Source organism: Thermotoga sp. KOL6 (genome assembly GCF_002866025.1).
Taxonomy (GTDB): domain Bacteria; phylum Thermotogota; class Thermotogae; order Thermotogales; family Thermotogaceae; genus Thermotoga.
On record NZ_LNDE01000002.1, the window covers coordinates 528062 to 546332 of the forward strand.

Genomic DNA, 18271 nt, shown 5'->3' on the forward strand with positions numbered 1-18271 from the left:
TCACCTCATCCACAAAGAGACTTTCCAGACGAGGAAAAGAACAACTGGTAATCTCAAGAGGATCAAAAAAAACAACTTTTTGAATTGCACTTTCTGTAGAAAAAAAACTGAGACACCAAAGAGTATCAGAATCGATATTCTTGGATCCAACAACAGAGACAGAAGTGGTAAAAGAACGTAAGGAGAAAATGCAACCATCATTTCACTGGGTGATCTTCTACTCACAATTTTGTAAACACCTGCTATTAAAAGGGTGTAGAGGAAGAACCAAAAAAAAGCTTCTCCTATTTTCAAGTAGATTCTCAGTGAGTTGTACACAAGCGTCACTTCATCCCAAAAACCCAGTAGATTAACAAAGAACACTACAACGGGAACCAAGAAAGAATACTTTTTCATAGAATCGTCCAGTCGCGTTGAATTCAGCATCATTTCACCTTCAATATGAAATACATTCCCCTTACGAACAGATACCTTATGTCGTTCTCAAAAGATTTAAGTGCTGGTGTTTCTCCAGTTTCCCTTGCGACAATCCTTATTGCTTTTTCAAAATCTTCCTCGTTTCTGAAAACAAACGATTTCCACTCGGGATAGTAATCAACATCTGAGATTTCTTTCATTATTTCATTCACGAGAATGGAACGATTCAGTTCTTCTTTGAGATCTTCGACGACAGATTCCCAAGGCGTGTCGACATCAAAAACAAAGGAAGGGAGCCTCACGATCTCCTTCCTTTCGCTTTTGATAGTAACATCCACTACTGTTAACACCAATGAAGCTATCAAAAGGATTAAAAGAAAGCCGTTTCTCGTCATTTTATCTTTTCAAGAAGAACCTCTAGACCTTTCTTTATGAACGGATCTTTTTCTGGATCGATTTCTATCTGTTCTCTTGTCTCTGCGTGAAGATCTTCTTCTACTTCCTCTTCTACCAGAACATCCGGTTCTATACCGATTTTATGTATATCTTTCCCGGACGGTGTGAGATAATGAGCTGTTGTGAGGAAAAGGACTCCACCGTTACTCAAAGGAAACCCTGTTTGTACTGAACCTTTTCCAAACGTTTTCCTTCCAACGACCGTTGCTATTCCTAGATCTTTCAAAGCTCCGGTCAGAATTTCAGACGCGGATGCGGATCCTTCGTTCGTTAAGACTACTATGGGTACGTTTGGATAATCGTTACCATAAGACTCGTACACATCTTCCTCACCAAATCCGTTTCTAACCTTCAAAATCACACCTTTATCGACAAACATACTGACAATTTTCAAAGCAACATCGAGATAACCACCAGGATTGTCCCTCACATCTATGATCAATCCTTTCACGCCTTTTTCGAAAATTTTGTCTAAAGCGTTTTTCATATCTGAATCTGCCTTTTCTCCAAAACGGGTTATTCTCACGTAACCTATCCTTCCTTTTTCCGTTTCTATGAAAGAATAAAGAACCATTTTTATCTCAATCTTTTCCCTCACTATGGTGAAAGTAAGTTTTTTGCTGTCTCTCAAAACTTCTATTGTGACAGATGTTCCGGGTTCTCCCCTCAGATTATTTACCGCTTCCATGTAAGTCATCTTTGAGACGGGTGTTCCGTCGATTGTTATGATGAGATCCCCGGCTCTCAAACCCGCTCGCCATGCTGGTGTTCCATACATTGGAGCTACCACTTTTATTGCACTGTGCTCAGTATCATATGTTACTTCTATTCCAAGGCCTCCATACTCTCCTTTCATCTCTATCTGACTTTCTCTGTAAGTTTCTGGATCTTGATAGTAGGAGAAATCGTCACCTGTTCCTTTCACGAGGCCATCTATAGCATGGTCTATCAATTTGTTGATGTCCAACTTGTCCGCCTCATAGTAGTAGTTCAAGATGTAAGAAAGTGAGTCGAAGAACGGTCCGAGAGCCTTGTTTATCTCTTCTACGGTGAGATCTGTCTTAGTGGAACCCCCTAGCAAGAGCGTGAGAACTAATACTGAAACGCTTATAATAACGAATTTGGTGAGTTGATTCAATTTCATCATATTTCCTCCCTTCTACAAACTTTGGTGGCAAATATCATGTAAGCGGTGTGCGCAACCATTCTATCCATGGGCCTCAATCTTTCTGGTACAGGTTTGTATTGTCTAAAAAGACTTTCCCATACTTCTATCTTCACAAAGGGGAATTCGTGAAGTTTCTTCAACGTCTCTTGCACTTGGTTAGTCGTGGGACATACGGTTGCAAATCTACCTCCGCCTCTCAAAGCTTCCCAACATCGATCTATGTAATTCCAAGGATCTGGGACATCTAGAAAGAGAGAATCGACATTTTTTTCATCGAAACCTTCGGATATGTCCCTTACCTTTATTGTAACCCTGTTGATAAGTCCCCATGATTTCAGGTTACTCTCGGCAAGCTTTGCGAATTCTTCTCTTCTTTCATAAGCAAACACTCTACCTGTACTGCCAACGTTTCTAGCGAGAACCGCACACATTGCTCCACTTCCGACTCCCGTGTCGATGACTTTGTCACCTTCCTTCACGTCCAACATCATAACAATAAAAGAGGAATCTTTTGGATAAACAATTTGAGTTCTCCTCTTCATGTTCATTATTTCATCGATCAGCCTGGGCTTCAAGATGTATCCCTTTTTCCCGACAGATGTTCTTATGATTTCTCCCGGTTCTTTTTCTAGGACTTCGTTGAGATCTATCACCCCCAAGTGTGTATGAAGCCTTTTGCCAATTTCCAGATTAACTAAAAATTCGCTTTCATCTTCGAAAGAAAGAAGGACCCTTTCTCCAGGTTTCAATGCACCGGCCATTTTGACCACACCTCTCTTGGAAAGCTGAATCTTATATCTACATGTTTTACCAAAACATTCCGTTTTTTTCCATCTACAAGGATATACACGTTGTTTATTCCTTTTACATTCAAAAAAATCGTATAGAGAAGCTGATGAAGGAAATACCTTTCAGCTGTAAAATCCAATCCTTTCAACTTCTCGCCGTAAAGATCGAGAATTAAATAGTTATCTACGAAAAAATACGCCCTCAAAACATCTTTGGGCACGAAAGTCCTCAATCCATATGGTGGAGAAGAAAGTGCTTCAAACATCTCTAAAACGAGATTCTCTTTACCCTCTACGACTTTCACAATAGGTAAAAGTGAGTCATTTAAGTAACAGATTTTCAATTCAACCGCAATAGTTATGACAACAACCATCGTTAAGAGAAATGTTATCCATCTCATTTTTCCATCAACCTTTTTATAGTATCCAAGAGTATGGGCATATCTTCTTCGTCTTTCAAAAGAACAATCATTCCAGTAACACCAACGGGTATGTCGTAAACAGGACATTCTTCGATCTTGTAACCCATTAAGGATGCGATTTGTCTGGCTATCTTTAAAGATTCAGAGTAAGATGGCAAATCGAGACCACTCAAGTCCTTAGAAAAACTCCTCACAATGATTCTTCCATCACCGTAACCCACAAGAAATACCACATTTTTTTCGAAAGGATCAATCCTTTCTCCCAAGGGTTTTATAACGTAATTCCCAGAGGATTCAGAACTCAATAAAATTCTATACTGACCATCGCTTTCCGCTGTTTTCTCAACTTTAACGCCTTCTCTTTCGAACAACACTTCTCCTGGTTTTTTAATTGTTTCGTTCATTACCAACCAGTCTTTAACAAGGATTTCTACCTTACCTCTCGATTGATTCACCTCGAAAGCCCTTTCTCCTCTGTAGTCGATCACAATCGTTCTTCCAATCTCTTTTATCGAATTCACTTGGCACGTTATTATCTTGATTTGATTATCGATCTTTACATAATAAATACCAAAAAGTTCCAATTTTTCCACAGGGAGGCCCGGTGTAGAGAGTTTATTGTTATCCAGAATATAAAGATCTTCCACGTTTGCCAAGACGTGGCCATTGTATTCAAGATACCTCAAACTGCCAATTATTCCCGTAGATGGCGGTGTAATCTCGAAAAGTTTCGAGTGTTGTTCGAAAATTTGGTATAAATCATCAAATTTCAAAAGAGTAGCTTCAAAAGTGATCGCATCCGCTACAACTATTGTGGAAAAAAGAACAAAAACCAAAAGTATTCCTCTCATCAGTACTTGAAAATGCTCCTTCCTATAAATTCCCTCAAGATCGATTTGTCGGGAATGTCTTCAATGTTGGTTATCGGGAGAAAGAAATCTAGCAATTTTAATAATCTAAGTGCTTCTGAATACTCCGGTGTCTCCTCTGGAACTTGTACAAGTAGAGGTTCTGCAAATATTCTCAAAACAGGTATTTCATAAACCAACGCAGAATTGAACATCGCGTCTGCTTCTTCTTGATATGGGAATATATTCCTTTCTTCCCCTCTTCTAACGTTTGGCCACATTTTCAAGGTGTCATGCGCCGAATGACCCCTGAACTTGTAATCTCTTACTATTCTTCTAAGAAGTCGTGTATCTGTTGTTGTGACTCTATTGTGATCATCGATGTTCAGTTGAGTAAGAGCACTCACATATATTTTAAACTTCTGTTCTTTAGGTATGGAAGCTGTTAGTCTTTCGTTCAATCCGTGTATCCCTTCCACTATTATGATGTTGTCTTTTTCTAGCTTGAGCGTTGGCCCTCTCATTCTCTTCCCGGTCTTGAAATTGAATTTGGGAAGAACGACCTCTTTTCCTGCAAGGAGATCTTGAAGGTGCCTGTTGAACAATTCTATGTCGAGAGCTTCAATTGAATCAAAATCATAGTTTCCATTCTCATCTCGAGGGGTTTTCTCTCTGTCTACAAAATAATCGTCGAGGGAAATAGCTACAGGTTTCAATCCATTAACTCTCAATTGGATGGATAATCTTTTCGCGAAAGTGGTCTTTCCAGAAGATGAAGGTCCTGCTATGAGAACGAGTCGTCTTCGTTTATCTTTCGAGATTTCATCTGCTATATCTGCTATTTTTTTCTCGTGAAGCGCTTCAGAAAGAAGCATCAGCTCAGCTACTTTTCTTTCACTGTGAGCTATTATATTGTTTAGATCAGACACGTATTCAACTTCTAGAACGTTCAACCATCGTGCATACTCGAGGAAAACACGCGAGAGTTTCGGCATGTGAATCGTGGGAAGTTCATCGGTTTTTGGATCAGGGTGTACAAGAACGATTCCTTGATTGTAAGATTGAACATCGAAGGTATCGATTCTACCTGTACTCGGTGGAAGATATCCATAAAAGTACGCCCAAAATCCGTCACAGTGATAAAGTTTCACTGTCCTTTTCTTCCTGTACTTGAAAAGCTCAACAGTTTTGAAAAGTCCTTCTTTAGAAAGAATTTCTTTTGCTTCGTTTTTATAAAAGGTTCTCTTCTCTATGGGAAGATCCCTTTCCACAAGTTCTCTCATTTTACGCTTTATAGTGGTTACATTTTCTGAGTTTGGAAGCATTAGCCTTTCATTTTCATAAATTTCACAATAGATCCCTTTCCCAAGAGAATGGAGGACCTTTAATTTCCAGTTGGAATTCAGCTTCTTTATCGCAAGACTCGCCAAGAAGACAAGGCCGCGTTGATATATTCTGAGGCCGTCTTTGTCGGTGAGATCTAAAAATTCAAGTTCACCACCTCTATCAGGTGCTCTGAAAAGTTCCACTATTCGATTGTTCACCCTTGCGGCCAGTATTTTGTATTTGAAATATTTTTGATACTCATCGGCTATTTTGAAAAGATTCTCTCCCTCTTTGAGAGTAATTTTCCTGTTATCGATCTTTGAAACGAGAACAATTTCTCTCACACCCCACCCTCCCTTGAAAAGATTCTCCTGCAGTGGTAAAATTATAGCACGGAATGGGTTGGGGCGTAGCCAAGCGGTAAGGCGGCGGACTTTGGATCCGCGATCGGTGGTTCGAATCCACCCGCCCCAGCCAAATCGAAAGCCCCCTGAAGGGGGCTTTGATTTTATTACTCTTTCTTTTTTCTAAATCACACCTAAACCAGAGAAAAAATCCTGTTCTGAAGATATTATTCTTCTGCGATTCCGATGAGAGGTTCATAATGAATCTCTAAGTTTTTCCTCCCATTCTCTCGCTTTCTTCATATCTTCCAATACCACAACTCCCACGATTCTTCCATCTTTGTAAAAAGCCTTTGTTTCATTATCCAACCATTTTCCATCTTTCGTAAAAGTTCCCACCATCGCAATTGGAAAATCTCCAAACTTGAAGTAGGACGATCTGAAGTAAAAATCATACTCGTCCGGTAGGCCTTTTAAATTGTTTGCGAGTACTTTTGCATGCATCATAGCAGCTTTGGCTGTTCCACACACGATTCCCCTGAATTCTGCACAGTCTCCTATGGCGTAAATATCGGACACTGAGGTTTTGAACGTTTTGTCCACCAAAATCCCTTTGTTTGTGGAGAGTCCGCTTTCTTTTGCAAGTGTTACTTCGGGAACAATTCCAATGGAACAAAGTACCACTTTCGATGGGATTTTCTCCTTGTCAGTGACAACCGCGTCATTTTCTATTTTTTCAATATTTCTACTGAGAAAGAATTCTACACCGTACTCTTCAAGCTTTTCTTTTATTTTAGCTGTCAAGTCTTTGTCCATACCCATGAGGAATGGGGTTTTCTCTACTACTTTTACTTTGTAACCTCTTTTTGAAAGATTACCAGCGAGTTCTAGACCGATGAATCCTCCTCCGATTATGAGGAGCTCCCCCTCTTTCTCTACCTTCTCTTTAAGTTTCTTGGCGTCGTCCAGGGTTCTCAAAGTTAGCATGTTTTCCTCACCTGGGATGTGGACTTTACGAGGCTTTGCCCCTGTGGCAAGTACTAAGGCATCGTATGCGAAAGTTCCTTTATTTGTGTCTACCGTTTTTCTTTCTATATTTATTCTTCTTGCTTCTGTTCCAAGGAGAAGGTTTATGCCCTTTTCCTTGTACCACTCCAGAGAGTAAGGGAAGAGATTTTCCTCTTTTGTCAATCCCGCTATATAGTGGCTGAGCATCGGTTTCGTATAATAGGGAACATTCTCTTTTTCAACGATTGTCACCTCATGATCCTTGAAAAGTTGTTTTGCAAGTTCAATTCCTCCAGGACCATTTCCGATGATGACCACTCTCATTTCACATCACTCCAATTCTTTTAAAAGCTTTTTTAGTGCCTCGTTTACTTCATTTTCGTTTATGTTAGCGCCTTTCATTTCTACAAAAGATAGAACTTTGTATTTCGTACCCTTCAGAAGCTCTCTTGTTTTTCTCTCAACGGAGGGTGCCCAACCGTGTACGCCGAAAACAAGAACTGGTTTTTCATAATTGGCTTTGTCGGAGATTTCGTAAATTGTGTATCTCATAAGTGGATGAAGATCCGCTTCGTAAGTGGAGATTCCAAAGATCAAGGCAGAGCTGTCTGGGATGTCTTTCAATACATTGCTTATTGCGGGACTTTCATCGTCAGAGAATTTGTAGACAACCGGCGTGATTCCTTCTGCTTTGAGTGATTCGATCACCTTTACCATAACGTTTTCAACGAATCCGTACATGGAGTCATAAATGATAGTCACTTTCTTTCTGTTGGAGATACCCTTTGCAACATTCAAATAATGTTTTATGAGTTTTTGAGGATCTCTTTTCCAAATGAGGCCATGACCTGGAAGAAGAGCTTTTATTTCAAATTGAGAAAGTTTTTTTACACCCTCTAAGATGTAATCTTTGTAATGTCCTATCACAGTGACAATGTATTTGGTAACGTATGAAAGATATTCCTCAACCACGGTCTCATCTGAATCGTCCAACATACCAGGAAGAGAATATCCTCCACCCACATCACAGCCAAAGAGAATTCCATCTAGGTAGGTTACCATCGTATCGGGCCAGTGAAGCCAAGGAGTCATGATGAATTTGAAAGTTTTTCCTCCAATTTCTCTTTCTTCACCATCTGCTACGACATCAACTTCTTTTACTCCGTAGAAACCTTCCAGAAGTCGTTTCCCAAAGTTAGAAGTAATTATTTTTGCTTTGTTTTCATTGGCTTCAAGTATAGAGGGAAGTGTTCCGCTATGATCTGGTTCCGTGTGATTCACTATGATATGTGTGATATCTTTCAGGTCTATGAGCTTTGAAAGTGTGGTAAGAAACTCTCCTGTGTAATTTCTCTTCCAACCGTCTATCAGTATGTTAGCGTCTTTTGTTTTCACAAGGTACGAATTGTAACTGATTCCCTCGGGGATCTCCCAAACCGCTTCAAAAAATCTTATTCGATCATCATCTACTCTCAGAATGTAGATCTCAGGGTCGTTAAAAATTTGTCTCATACGAACTTTCGGCACAGTTAGCACCTCCAAGTGTTAATTAGGTAATCCAAACTATTATATCAAAACACTGCAATTTTTATATGAGAATACTGTAAATAGTTTTTATCTGCTTTTCAAGCGAGTAGTTCAACTCAATGTGTTTCCTGTATTCATCCGACGAATACTCTTGATTCAAAATTCTCGGTATTTCGTGTATGTAATTGTACACAAGCTCTTTTGGCCACTGTTTTTTCGAGCCGGCGTAGTTGTGAATTATCGGTTTTATACCTCTTGCCATTGCTTCTGCTATATTGTATCCAAAACTTTCATGAATACTCGTTGAGAGGAGATAATTCTTGTCCTCCAAGAATTCATTTACATTCTTTACAAAACCGTACAATCTGACGTTTTTTCTCAACCCGGCATCATCGATGAGGTACTTGAAATAGTGTAGATAACGTAAGTCTTGAAAACCACCCGCAACATGAAGAGTATACCTTTCATCGATCTTTTTCAACATTCCTATAACCTGAAGCCACATCTCAGGAGCTTTTTTGTAATTTATGTTTGCCACGACTGCGATGTTAAAACCGGGAGAATGAATTGTGTACTTAAATCGATTCAAATTGACACCATTTGGTATTATTTTGATCTTCTCTCTTATCTTCTTGTACACATTTTCATGATAAGCCTTTAAAATAGATTCTATGTGGTCGGCAACCAACACCACAGTATCTACGTTGGTCCAATTTATTTTCTCGGGGTAATTACCGAGTGCTTCGTAACTGTGGAGCCTACAGATGACTTTCTTATCGTTTTTCGGAAAATTGTTTGTTATATAAATAGCCATTTCGTTTGCCCATTCTATCCAAACGATATCCGCTCGATTGTAAGCATCTGCTATTTGTCTTCCGTCTGTTGTCACAACAACCTCTACTTCGTAAATTTCTGAAAGCACACTTACTATGTCCTTTATGAAATTGTCCAATCTGGGTAGGCAGAAAATAGCAAGTCTCAAGGCTTTCTTGAGTTGATTTTTGAGTGTCTCATACTTGTTTTTCATTTCGGATAGATTAGAAAGTTCCACAGCTTTATGATAGTAATGAAGCGCCATGGCTAGGTTGTTCTGTCTCAGCTGTGTGTCGCCAAGCATGTCGAAAATTTCCCATGTTTTTCGATTAATCCTCGTCAGATAACGCCATGATTCGAAGTGAAGTCCCTTTTCAAACAGGACTTTTGAGTAATTGAAAAGAGCATCGTCGTGAACCGGATTCAGTTCTAGAGCTTTCCTGAAATAGTTGGAAGCTTCGTCGATGTTTCCTTCGTAGTAACAGATGATTCCCAAAGTGTTATACTTTTCCGCATCATCTTCCATTCTTTCCAGTATTTTTTTCGCTTTAGAAAATTCCTTTTTTTCGATCATCCTTTTTATTTCATCAAAAACCGTCATTGATTTTTCCTCCTGAGTACTTCTGCAAATCTTAGGTTCTTTCCGAAAGTTTTCAACTGTTTAATGGAGAATCCAATTTTCTCTAACGTTTTCCTCATTTGAGCGGTCGTTCTCAGCACCCTGAAAGCGGGGTAGAACCACACAGGATCTTCTCTGTTATCTAGATTGGGGACGAAGAAAAAAAGAAGCGCTCTTTTCGAATTTACCAATAATTCTTCGAGACTCAGAGACCTTTCTATCCCGGAAATCAGAAGGTAGTTTTCAGAGTTTTCTTTTATCTCTATTCCCAAATCTCTCACAATAGAAATTAATTCTGGAGATTTCTCGTTCACGAATAGATCCTCTATATCACTCTCTGCAAGTACTTCGAGAACATACTCTTCTTTTATTTTAAAAGGAGGTTCTTTGTAAGTTTTTTGTTCTCTTTCCTTGTAGAGCTTCAACGCCTCATCAGTTGGGAACGGAATCGAATAGTAGAAATCTTCTTTTCTCTTCCAAATTCTGATGGGGTGTATCACTCCAAGACTCGAAAATTTCTCCGTGATGTTTCCAACCCAAACGATTTCATCTTCTTGTTTCATGAAAGGAAGAATTTGATTTGGATAAAGTTCGGTGTATGGGTATCTCCCCAGAACGATGTCTCCTAATTTTTCGTTCTCCTTTAATGCCTTTATATGTAGTTCAAAGGCTTTCTTTGGAGAGTCTTTTTCATAGATCTTCGCAAGTCTATAGTAGTAAAAAGGCAATTTGGTAATATCTTCCAAACTTTCAAGTAATTCTCTTGCTTTCTTTTTATCCTTGTTGAATAGGGCAACAGCAGAAGCATAGACGGCTATAGGATGGTCAGAGATGAGATACAGTTTTTCTGCATCCTCTTTTGCGTAATCAAGGAGGTCGAAAGGAAATTCTTTATAACCGGAGAAGTATCTATAAAGTTCTTCATAGACTCCTTCTGTATTCGGGTCGAGTTTTGTTTTCAAATCTTCCACAACGGGTTTTACGAAACTTGCTATTTCTGGCATCAATTCTACAGCTTTTCTGTATCTAGAAACGGCTTCGGAGAAGTTTCCAAGTTTGAGATAGAGATCTCCTGTAAGCGCTTGGATTACCCCTGATAGTTTTTCGTCGCCTTCTATCTTTGAGAGGAGTCTGATAATCTTCCCTTCGCTCTCTTGGCCTTTCAAAAGTTCGAAAGCAAGAAGAAGTCCCGGAATTCCGGTTTTTTTCACAAAAGAGTTCAGATCACCTTCGGTGAGATATTCCAGTAGCAGATCTTTTCTTCTTATCAACCTTTCTACGATCAATTTCGAGATTCTTTTTGAGAGAGGAACCTTCCTCAACAATCTTTCGGGAACTCTTACATCGAGTTCGGCGATCTTCGTTATTATATCGTCGAAGAACAGGTTTTCACCATGTTCTGCTATTTTTTCGACAAGTTTGAGACTTTTTTGAAATTCTTCTCGTTCGTCTATTTCTGAAATGATACGGAGTGTAATGGAAAGTTTAGAAGGATCCACGTCTTCTTCTATCGCTTTCAAGAGATGGTCGTAGGCTTCTTCCCATTTCTTCATCTTCAAACAGGCGTGACACAGAAGCAGATGGGCTATTCCGATTTCCTTCATACTTAGAATGGTGAACTCATATTTTTCCATTCTATTCAAAGCAAAATCAAGTACTTCCAGAAACTTCTTTCCGTATTCATACATCTTCTCCCAATTTGATCTTCTCTCAAAAATTATCATCTTCGCGAAGTAAGGGTCTGGGTTGTCTGGGAAAGCTTTCAATGCAAGGTCTATGAGTTCCTCCCCCTTTTCAAGAAATCCATTGGTGACGAGTGTCAAACCAAACAGATAAAAAAATTCGAGGCCAATAGGCGGTATCATTCCAACTTTTTTGATCTCTTCCAAAGTTTTCCAAGCTATTTTGTTTGCTTCCGATTTTTTTCCAATGCTCAGTTCTGTTTTGTAGAGCTGGACGAGATAGTATATCCTCTCAGCAGGATTCTTTGCCGTTTCGAGATGCTTTTTTATGAGAGTAGCGGTTCTTTCGTATTTCTTCTTTTTGAGTTTTCTGGTCCAGATGTAGCCATAGTGGTATATCACAAATGGTGCATGAACCACCTTTGGCTTGTAGACTGGTTGATTGTGTACGATGTTTTTGTAACGAACCGTTCCATTTCTAAAAATACGTGGTGTGGAAGCAATTTCCGTTCTTTTGAAATCCCAGTCAAGATAGCTCAACGTTGGAAGGTACACGGTGTTCACATCTCTAGGCAAACTTTCAAGGAAGCTTCTAATGTTCTTTTTGAAATCTTCAGAAACTTCCTCATCAGCATCTAGAATGAGAACCCACTCACAGGTAGGAAACCTCAGTGAAAAATTTCTCGCTTCAGAGAAATCGTCTTTCCATTCATGAAAGAAGAGTTTATCGGTGTACTCACTTGCGATCTCAGGAGTTCTATCTTTAGAGCCGGTATCCACCACCACAATCTCATCTACGACGCTCTTGGCACTTTCCAGTGCCCTTCTTATGTTTTGTTCTTCATCTTTCACGATCATCGCAACAGAAAGCAAGCATTTCCCCATGAAACATCACCTCAATGAAATTTTTCTGTGCTAGAGAGTAGAATTCCTTCAAAAAAACAAAAGGGGGCGTGTGCCCCCTTTTTGCTTGTTATCAATTGCCATTATCTCATGAGCTGTAGGACATTTTGTGGCAGCGTATTGGCCTGCGCGAGCATTGCCATACTGGACTGGAGCAAGATCTGTTGTTTCGTGAATTCCATCATCTCTTTTGCCATGTCTGCGTCTCTGATTCTGGATTCTGCGGCGGTCAGGTTTTCTGCTGCAACACCGAGGTTGGAAATCGTGTGTTCGAGTCTGTTCTGTACAGCACCCAATGCGGCCCTTGCTGTGCTTACCCTATGAATCGCTGCATCTATGACCATTATAGATCTTTCAGCGGAATCTTGTGTAGTCACATCGAGTGATGCCGTTGTCAGTCCCAAAGCTCCAGAACTCATATCGTCAATACCAGCTACCATGTTGTGTCCTTCGTTAGCTCCAATTTGGAAGACGAGTTGAGAATTCGATGTGTTGAGAGCTTCAACTCTGACGACAGCGCTGTCAACCACTTCACCTGAAGGCAATGCTCCACCAAAGTCGTTTATATCAAAAGCAACTGTCCAGGTGAAGTTAATGTTACCGAGCGTTGCAGAACCGGCTGTTATAGATGTTATCGTGGATGTACTTCCACTTGCTGTGAACAGAGTGATTTTGACATCGAGCTGGCTGGTCTCACTTCCGTTCAGCTGTCCGACTTCTATCACGTAAGTTCCTTCAATCGCGGCACTGGAAACCGTTCCAAGTTGCACATTTATATTTCCACCGGTCACAACTTTGGCATCAACTTCGTTTCTGAAACTTTCAAGCTTTCCATCGAGTAGTTTTTTGGTGTTGAACTCGGTTGTTCTTGCGATTCTGTCGATCTCTTCTCTGAGTTGGTCAATTTCCTTTTGAATCTGCTCTCTGTCGACATCTGTGTTTGTATCACTTGCAGCTTGAACCGCGAGTTCCCTCATTCTCTGAAGGATCGAGTGGACTTCTGTAAGCGCTCCCTCTGCTGTTTGGATCAAAGAAATTGCGTCTTGAGCATTTTTAATAGCCATGTTCAATCCTTTGATCTGGCCTCTCATCTTTTCACTGATTGCAAGACCAGCAGCGTCATCTCCAGCCCTGTTGATTCTGAGACCAGAGGAAAGTCTTTCAAGAGTTTTACTCATACTGTACTGTGTTTGATTGATATTCCTCCAAGCGTTCAATGCACTTATGTTGTGGTTAATTCTCATAGACACTTCACCTCCATGTGAAGTTTTTTACTTCCCTGTGCCCGGCGCCGGGTTTTCCATCTTTTTAATCGGAAAAAAATCATGGGGTTTTAATGTTAAATGTTTGTAACAACGAAAGTGATAAAATTCCTTCGAGGAGGTGAATTGAGTGTCTTATATATCCAAATTAGCAGTCTTTGAGGGAAGTGTGGAGATAGGTTACAACGTCGTTATAGAAGACAACGTGATCGTTGGTAAGAATGTGAAGATTGGAAACAACGTCGTCATAAAAGAAGGAACTAAAATTGGTGACAACTGTGTGATTTTCGATGGGGCGGTATTGGGAAAAGAACCTTGGAAATCTAGTACATCTGCTACTACGAAAGAGGCAACTGGATTATCGCCTTTGAAAATAGGCAACAACGTCGTGATAGGAGCGAATTCTGTTGTGTACAAAGGGGCTCTATTGGAAGACTTTGTTTTTGTCGGTGATCTTGCAGTGATAAGAGAGAGAGTAACCGTAGGAATCGCTTCCGTCGTCGGAAAAGGTGTAACGATCGAAAACGAAACAACCATAGGGAAATACGTGAAAATAGAAACGAATGCGTACATAACGGCTTTTTCCGTCGTGGAGGATTATTGTTTCGTTGCTCCTGAAGTTACTTTCACGAACGACAATTTTCTCGGTCGAACTGAAGAGAGAAAAAAATTCTTCAAGGGACCGATATTGAAGAAAGGTTCAAGAATCGGTGCAAATGCGACCCTTTTACCGGGCATCGTTGTAGGGGAAGATGCTTTGGTTGCAGCGGGAGCGGTTGTAACGCGAGATGTCCCAGCGAGAAAAATCGTGATGGGGGTACCGGCTAAAGTCGTTGGAGATGTACCGGAGAATCAACTTCTGGAGAATCAAAGTTACTACCGGGAGGAAGAATAATGAACATAGCGATACTAAACCACTATGCGAGTATTCCAGAAATGGGAAGTGCCGAGACGAGGCATTTTGAACTGGCAAAACGTTTTGTGAGCGAGGGTTACAACGTTGATATTTACGTTGGAGACTTTTCTCATCTTTTGAAAAAGAGATGGAGTGAGGTATACGGCTGGAGATTTTCCAAAGAGGGGATAAACTTCCTTGTTGTAAAGACGAGAACTTATCGTAAAAACTCTTTCGACAGATTCTTGTCCTCATACGATTATTACAGGAACGGGAAGCATCTCATTCTTAAAGGAGATTATGATGTGATCATTGCATCTTCACCACATCCATTCTCGTGGAGTTTGGGATGGTATTACGTAAAGAAGAAAGGAAAGGGAAAATTTTTCATCGAGATCAGAGACGTTTGGCCGGACGATCTTTTGAAATTTGGATCTTTATCATCTTTTCATCCTGTCGCAAAATTATTTGACCTTATGTGCAGAAAATATTATCCCAAAGCAGATGGTCTCATCCTTTTGCTCCCGGATCTTTCAAAACACTTTAAAAGACTGAAAATCCAACCTCGAAAACATATCTTCATTCCAAACGGAATCGATGTGAAACAATTCGAGAATCCAAAGCGATGTGTTACAGTAGATGATATCTTCTCCAAGATTCCTCAAGGAAGAGTAAAAGTTGTCTACGCAGGATCGATAGCCCCTCATAAGGGAATAAAGGAATTCCTTCAAACCTTGAAGAAAGTGCCCAAAGATCTGAGAAACAAATTTTCTTTTCTGTTCATAGGGCCATCCCAGCCGAACTATCTAGAGGAATTGAAGGTCATTTCGAAAGATTTGTCCAACGTTTTCTTCTTCGATCCTGTTCCAAAGATTTGTGTTCCTTATCTCCTTCAAAAAGCGGACTTCCTTCTTTTCACACTTTCTTCAGCTGAGATGAATGATCCTGCGGTGAGTTCTTACAAGGTTCTCGACTACATGGCTTCGGGGAAACCCGTTCTCTGTGTTGACATAGAAGGGCTCCCCTTCAAAAAAACGGGTGGTGCGATCTTCTTTAACAAGAAAAACCTCACCGAAACATTGAGAACCCTTCTTGAAAGAGACTTCTCTCATCTTGGTTTGAAGAATCGTGAGTTTGTAGAACAAGAAAGAAGTTGGGATCCCCTTTACAAAAAATTAAAGGATTTTCTCTTCTCTTGAGATAAAAAATTAGGATAGAATAATGTATGCCGCATATTCCAAGACAGAAGGAGAGCTGGATATGAAGCAACTCACAGAAAAAGACTATCGATGGAACTTCATAGTCAACTCTCTCGATATGGCTTTTTTCAGTCTCGGTATGACTCTGGGTTCCATCTTCACACTCTTTCCCGTCTTTGCAAAAAATCTTGGGGCATCGAATGTTGAAATCGGTCTCATTCCAGCCATCGCTAATTTGGGCTGGGGTATTCCTGCTATATGGGGAGCCAAATACGCCGAAAGGTCTCCTAGGAAATTAGATCTCGTTTTGAAAGTTACCATGGGAGAAAGACTCCCTTATCTCTTTATGGCACTAATAAGTTTTTACCTTGCAATTCCTTCACCGAAATTGGCCCTCTACCTTTCCATATTGATGATGGGAGTGGCAACTTTCACTATGGGGTTTCTTGGTCCTCCTTGGATGAGTATGATAGAGAAGGTCATCGATCCGAAAAGAAGAGGTTCTTTCTTTGCAATGGGAAGCGGCTTAGGTGCAATCCTAGGAATCGGTGGGTCCGTTCTTGCAAAACACCTACTTTCCAGTTACCCATTTCCTAAAAACTTTGGATACGTGTTTATGACATCGTTTGTATTTTTCATGGTGTCTTTCTTCTTTTTAATTCTCACGAGAGAAGTGCCCGATTGTGCTGTTTATGAAAATGAATCCATGTGGAGTTACATAAGAAACATGAAAAATGTTTTTATTGACAAAAATTTTAGAAATTACTTGATGGATAGAATTCTCACCAGCTTTATGTTCGCTTCCAGTGGTTTCGTAACAGTTTATATTTTGAAAAAGCTTTCTCTTTCAGACGATGTGGCAGCAGTTTTTACCGCTATCATACTTGCATCACAAGGAATATCATCTTTTCTGTTCGGTCCCCTCGGTGATAAAAAGGGACACAAACTCAATCTTATCCTGAGTAAGGTAGCCTATACCTCTGCTGTTCTTCTTGTGGTTACATGTAACAGTATCTTGGAGGCTTACGTTGCTTTTGCACTGTTGGGGCTCGTCAACACCACAAACAATGTGGGAAGTATGGCAATCACGTTGGATTTCGTTTCCGGTAAACGGAAGGAATTGTACATGGGATCCTTGTATTTTTCTATCGCCCCATTTTCTTTCGTTGCACCACTCGTGGGTGGGAAGATAGCGGATATTTTTGGATACGATGTGCTTATGATTCTCACTGCAATAATCGGTGCATTCGGTTGCTTTTACGTCTTAAAATTCATCTCGGATCCGAGAAAACAGAGCAAACTCGATTGAATTTTTCACATTTTAGTGATAAAATCTCCGAGGTATTCATAACACACGCCCCTGGATCCCACCCTCGGTGCCTGTAAAAAGGCCGGCGTGGGTTTGAAGGGGGCGGAGGATTAAAACCAAAAGGATGGAGGTGTTGTTCGTGCCAGTTGTTACGATGAAACAGCTTCTCGAAGCAGGGGTTCATTTTGGCCACAGGACGAGAAGATGGAATCCTAAGATGGCCCCGTACATTTATACGGAGAGGAAAGGCATTTACATCATCGATCTCCAGAAAACACAGCAACTCTTGGAAGAAGCCTACTATTTTGTAAGAGAAAAGGCCAGCGAAGGTGCCACGATTCTTTTTGTGGGAACGAAGAAACAAGCTCAGGGAGTTATAAAAGCTGAAGCGGAAAGGTGTGGTGCCTTTTATGTCAACAACAGGTGGCTTGGAGGTCTTCTGACCAACTTCAAAACTATAAGATCCAGGATTGATAAACTCATAGAGCTTGAAGAGATGGAGCAGAGTGGGAAACTCGAAGAACTTCCGAAAAAAGAACAAAGCAGAATAAGAAGAATTTTAGAAAAGCTCAGAAAGAACCTCGGTGGTCTCAAGGAAATGAGGAGATTACCGGATATCCTCTATGTTGTAGATCCGCGGAAAGAAAAAATCGCGGTTGCCGAGGCCAACAAACTCGGTATTCCTATAGTTGCCATCGTTGATACCAATTGTGATCCCGATCCAATTGATTACGTGATTCCTGGAAACGATGATGCAATAAGATCCATAAAACTCATCACTTCTGTTATAGCAAATGCATATCTTGAAGGAAGAGAAGGAGCTCCTCTCGCAACTGAAGAAGAAGCAGAGACGAGTGAAGAAGTTGCAGAGGAAATGGGTGAAGAGCTAGATTTTGGAGAATTTGAAGAGGAAGAAGTTTGATGAAAAAGGGGGTGAGTAACCCCCTTTATTCTTTCTTTCGAAGTTTCACCGCCGTACCGTATGCGAGAATTTCAGCGGCACCGCTCATTATGGTTGAAGAGGAAAATCTGAATCCTATTACCGCATCCGCTCCCAGTTTTTCCGCTTCTTTTACCATTCTCTCCAAGGCGATATTTCTCGCTTCTGTGAGCATCTCTGTGTAACCTTTAATTTCCCCACCAGCTAATGTTTTAAGGGCTGCTGCGATATCCCTTCCCAGGTGTTTTGACATCACTACGTTCCCGGAAACGATTCCAACTACTTCTTTCACTTCGTATCCTGGTATTTTCTCCGTTGTTGTCACTATCATGATTTCTCACCCCC

General features: G+C 40.5%; 17 protein-coding genes and 1 tRNA gene. 5 read left to right on the forward strand and 13 right to left on the reverse strand.

Features of this window, described 5'->3' with window-relative positions:
* The 7 genes from AS005_RS06870 to AS005_RS06900 are packed head-to-tail and all read right to left on the reverse strand — an operon-like array spanning position 1 to position 5769.
* A complete protein-coding gene (locus AS005_RS06870; protein WP_199203875.1) occupies positions 1–426 on the reverse strand; it encodes a hypothetical protein in 426 nt (141 codons plus the stop codon).
* On the reverse strand, positions 426–812 hold the full coding sequence (locus AS005_RS06875; RefSeq protein ID WP_101510938.1) for a hypothetical protein: 387 nt from the start codon (positions 810–812) through the stop codon (positions 426–428). Before AS005_RS06875 ends, AS005_RS06870 begins: the two co-directional genes overlap by 1 nt.
* Positions 809–2017: a S41 family peptidase gene (locus AS005_RS06880; protein ID WP_101510939.1), complete on the reverse strand. Its 1209-nt coding sequence runs from the start codon at positions 2015–2017 to the stop codon at positions 809–811. Before AS005_RS06880 ends, AS005_RS06875 begins: the two co-directional genes overlap by 4 nt.
* Positions 2017–2802, reverse strand: coding sequence for a tRNA (adenine-N1)-methyltransferase (locus AS005_RS06885; protein ID WP_199203879.1), 786 nt, complete (start codon positions 2800–2802; stop codon positions 2017–2019). The genes AS005_RS06880 and AS005_RS06885 overlap by 1 nt, the downstream gene beginning before the upstream one ends.
* Entirely contained in the window at positions 2787–3230 is a 444-nt protein-coding gene (locus AS005_RS06890) for a GerMN domain-containing protein (protein ID WP_101510941.1), read from the reverse strand. The genes AS005_RS06885 and AS005_RS06890 overlap by 16 nt, the downstream gene beginning before the upstream one ends.
* Positions 3227–4087 carry a DUF4941 domain-containing protein gene (locus AS005_RS06895; RefSeq protein WP_233186274.1) on the reverse strand — a complete coding sequence of 287 codons (861 nt, stop codon included), beginning with the start codon at positions 4085–4087 and terminating at the stop codon, positions 3227–3229. The genes AS005_RS06890 and AS005_RS06895 overlap by 4 nt, the downstream gene beginning before the upstream one ends.
* A 14-nt stretch (positions 4088–4101) precedes the next feature.
* Entirely contained in the window at positions 4102–5769 is a 1668-nt protein-coding gene (locus tag AS005_RS06900) for a nucleoside kinase (protein WP_101510943.1), read from the reverse strand.
* 59 nt (positions 5770–5828) lie between these two features.
* On the opposite strand from AS005_RS06900, the gene AS005_RS06905 reads away from it, so the two are divergent.
* A tRNA-Gln gene (locus AS005_RS06905) sits at positions 5829–5902 on the forward strand.
* Between the two features lie 122 nt (positions 5903–6024).
* Here AS005_RS06905 and AS005_RS06910 read toward each other — a convergent pair.
* The 5 genes from AS005_RS06910 to AS005_RS06930 form a co-directional block, all read right to left on the reverse strand.
* Positions 6025–7101, reverse strand: coding sequence for an NAD(P)/FAD-dependent oxidoreductase (locus AS005_RS06910; protein ID WP_101510944.1), 1077 nt, complete (start codon positions 7099–7101; stop codon positions 6025–6027).
* Between the two features lie 6 nt (positions 7102–7107).
* Positions 7108–8304, reverse strand: a complete 1197-nt coding sequence (locus AS005_RS06915; RefSeq protein WP_101510945.1) for an FprA family A-type flavoprotein — start codon at positions 8302–8304, stop codon at positions 7108–7110.
* 61 nt (positions 8305–8365) lie between these two features.
* A complete protein-coding gene (locus AS005_RS06920) occupies positions 8366–9718 on the reverse strand; it encodes a glycosyltransferase (RefSeq protein WP_101510946.1) in 1353 nt (450 codons plus the stop codon).
* Complete coding sequence (locus tag AS005_RS06925) at positions 9715–12303, reverse strand: glycosyltransferase family 2 protein (protein ID WP_101510947.1); 2589 nt, start codon at positions 12301–12303, stop codon at positions 9715–9717. The genes AS005_RS06920 and AS005_RS06925 overlap by 4 nt, the downstream gene beginning before the upstream one ends.
* Positions 12304–12404: 101 nt before the next feature.
* Entirely contained in the window at positions 12405–13565 is a 1161-nt protein-coding gene (locus AS005_RS06930; protein ID WP_101510948.1) for a flagellin, read from the reverse strand.
* Between the two features lie 148 nt (positions 13566–13713).
* On the opposite strand from AS005_RS06930, the gene AS005_RS06935 reads away from it, so the two are divergent.
* The 4 genes from AS005_RS06935 (at position 13714) to rpsB (ending at position 17908) form a co-directional block, all read left to right on the forward strand.
* A complete protein-coding gene (locus AS005_RS06935) occupies positions 13714–14478 on the forward strand; it encodes an N-acetyltransferase (protein WP_101510949.1) in 765 nt (254 codons plus the stop codon).
* Positions 14478–15677: a glycosyltransferase family 4 protein gene (locus tag AS005_RS06940; protein ID WP_101510950.1), complete on the forward strand. Its 1200-nt coding sequence runs from the start codon at positions 14478–14480 to the stop codon at positions 15675–15677. The genes AS005_RS06935 and AS005_RS06940 overlap by 1 nt, the downstream gene beginning before the upstream one ends.
* 61 nt (positions 15678–15738) lie before the next feature.
* Positions 15739–16986, forward strand: a complete 1248-nt coding sequence (locus AS005_RS06945; protein WP_101510951.1) for an MFS transporter — start codon at positions 15739–15741, stop codon at positions 16984–16986.
* Positions 16987–17125: 139 nt separating this feature from the next.
* On the forward strand, positions 17126–17908 hold the full coding sequence (gene rpsB / locus AS005_RS06950) for a 30S ribosomal protein S2 (protein WP_101510952.1): 783 nt from the start codon (positions 17126–17128) through the stop codon (positions 17906–17908).
* A 25-nt stretch (positions 17909–17933) separates the two neighbouring features.
* Here rpsB and AS005_RS06955 read toward each other — a convergent pair whose 3' ends face one another.
* Complete coding sequence (locus AS005_RS06955) at positions 17934–18257, reverse strand: heavy metal-binding domain-containing protein (RefSeq protein ID WP_101510953.1); 324 nt, start codon at positions 18255–18257, stop codon at positions 17934–17936.
* Positions 18258–18271: the final 14 nt, after the last annotated feature.

Excerpts from the sequence above, each read along its gene's own strand:
- AS005_RS06870 (WP_199203875.1), bottom strand. The coding sequence starts at position 426 with ATGCTGAATTCAACGCGACTGGACGATTCTATGAAAAAGTATTCTTTC.
- AS005_RS06875 (WP_101510938.1), bottom strand. The coding sequence starts at position 812 with ATGACGAGAAACGGCTTTCTTTTAATCCTTTTGATAGCTTCATTGGTG.
- AS005_RS06880 (WP_101510939.1), bottom strand. The coding sequence starts at position 2,017 with ATGAAATTGAATCAACTCACCAAATTCGTTATTATAAGCGTTTCAGTA.
- AS005_RS06885 (WP_199203879.1), bottom strand. The coding sequence starts at position 2,802 with ATGGCCGGTGCATTGAAACCTGGAGAAAGGGTCCTTCTTTCTTTCGAA.
- AS005_RS06890 (WP_101510941.1), bottom strand. The coding sequence starts at position 3,230 with ATGAGATGGATAACATTTCTCTTAACGATGGTTGTTGTCATAACTATT.
- AS005_RS06910 (WP_101510944.1), bottom strand. The coding sequence starts at position 7,101 with ATGAGAGTGGTCATCATCGGAAATGGTCCTGGAGGAATTGAACTTGCA.
- AS005_RS06920 (WP_101510946.1), bottom strand. The coding sequence starts at position 9,718 with ATGACGGTTTTTGATGAAATAAAAAGGATGATCGAAAAAAAGGAATTT.
- AS005_RS06925 (WP_101510947.1), bottom strand. The coding sequence starts at position 12,303 with ATGGGGAAATGCTTGCTTTCTGTTGCGATGATCGTGAAAGATGAAGAA.
- AS005_RS06930 (WP_101510948.1), bottom strand. The coding sequence starts at position 13,565 with ATGAGAATTAACCACAACATAAGTGCATTGAACGCTTGGAGGAATATC.
- AS005_RS06940 (WP_101510950.1), top strand. The coding sequence starts at position 14,478 with ATGAACATAGCGATACTAAACCACTATGCGAGTATTCCAGAAATGGGA.
- AS005_RS06945 (WP_101510951.1), top strand. The coding sequence starts at position 15,739 with ATGAAGCAACTCACAGAAAAAGACTATCGATGGAACTTCATAGTCAAC.
- AS005_RS06955 (WP_101510953.1), bottom strand. The coding sequence starts at position 18,257 with ATGATAGTGACAACAACGGAGAAAATACCAGGATACGAAGTGAAAGAA.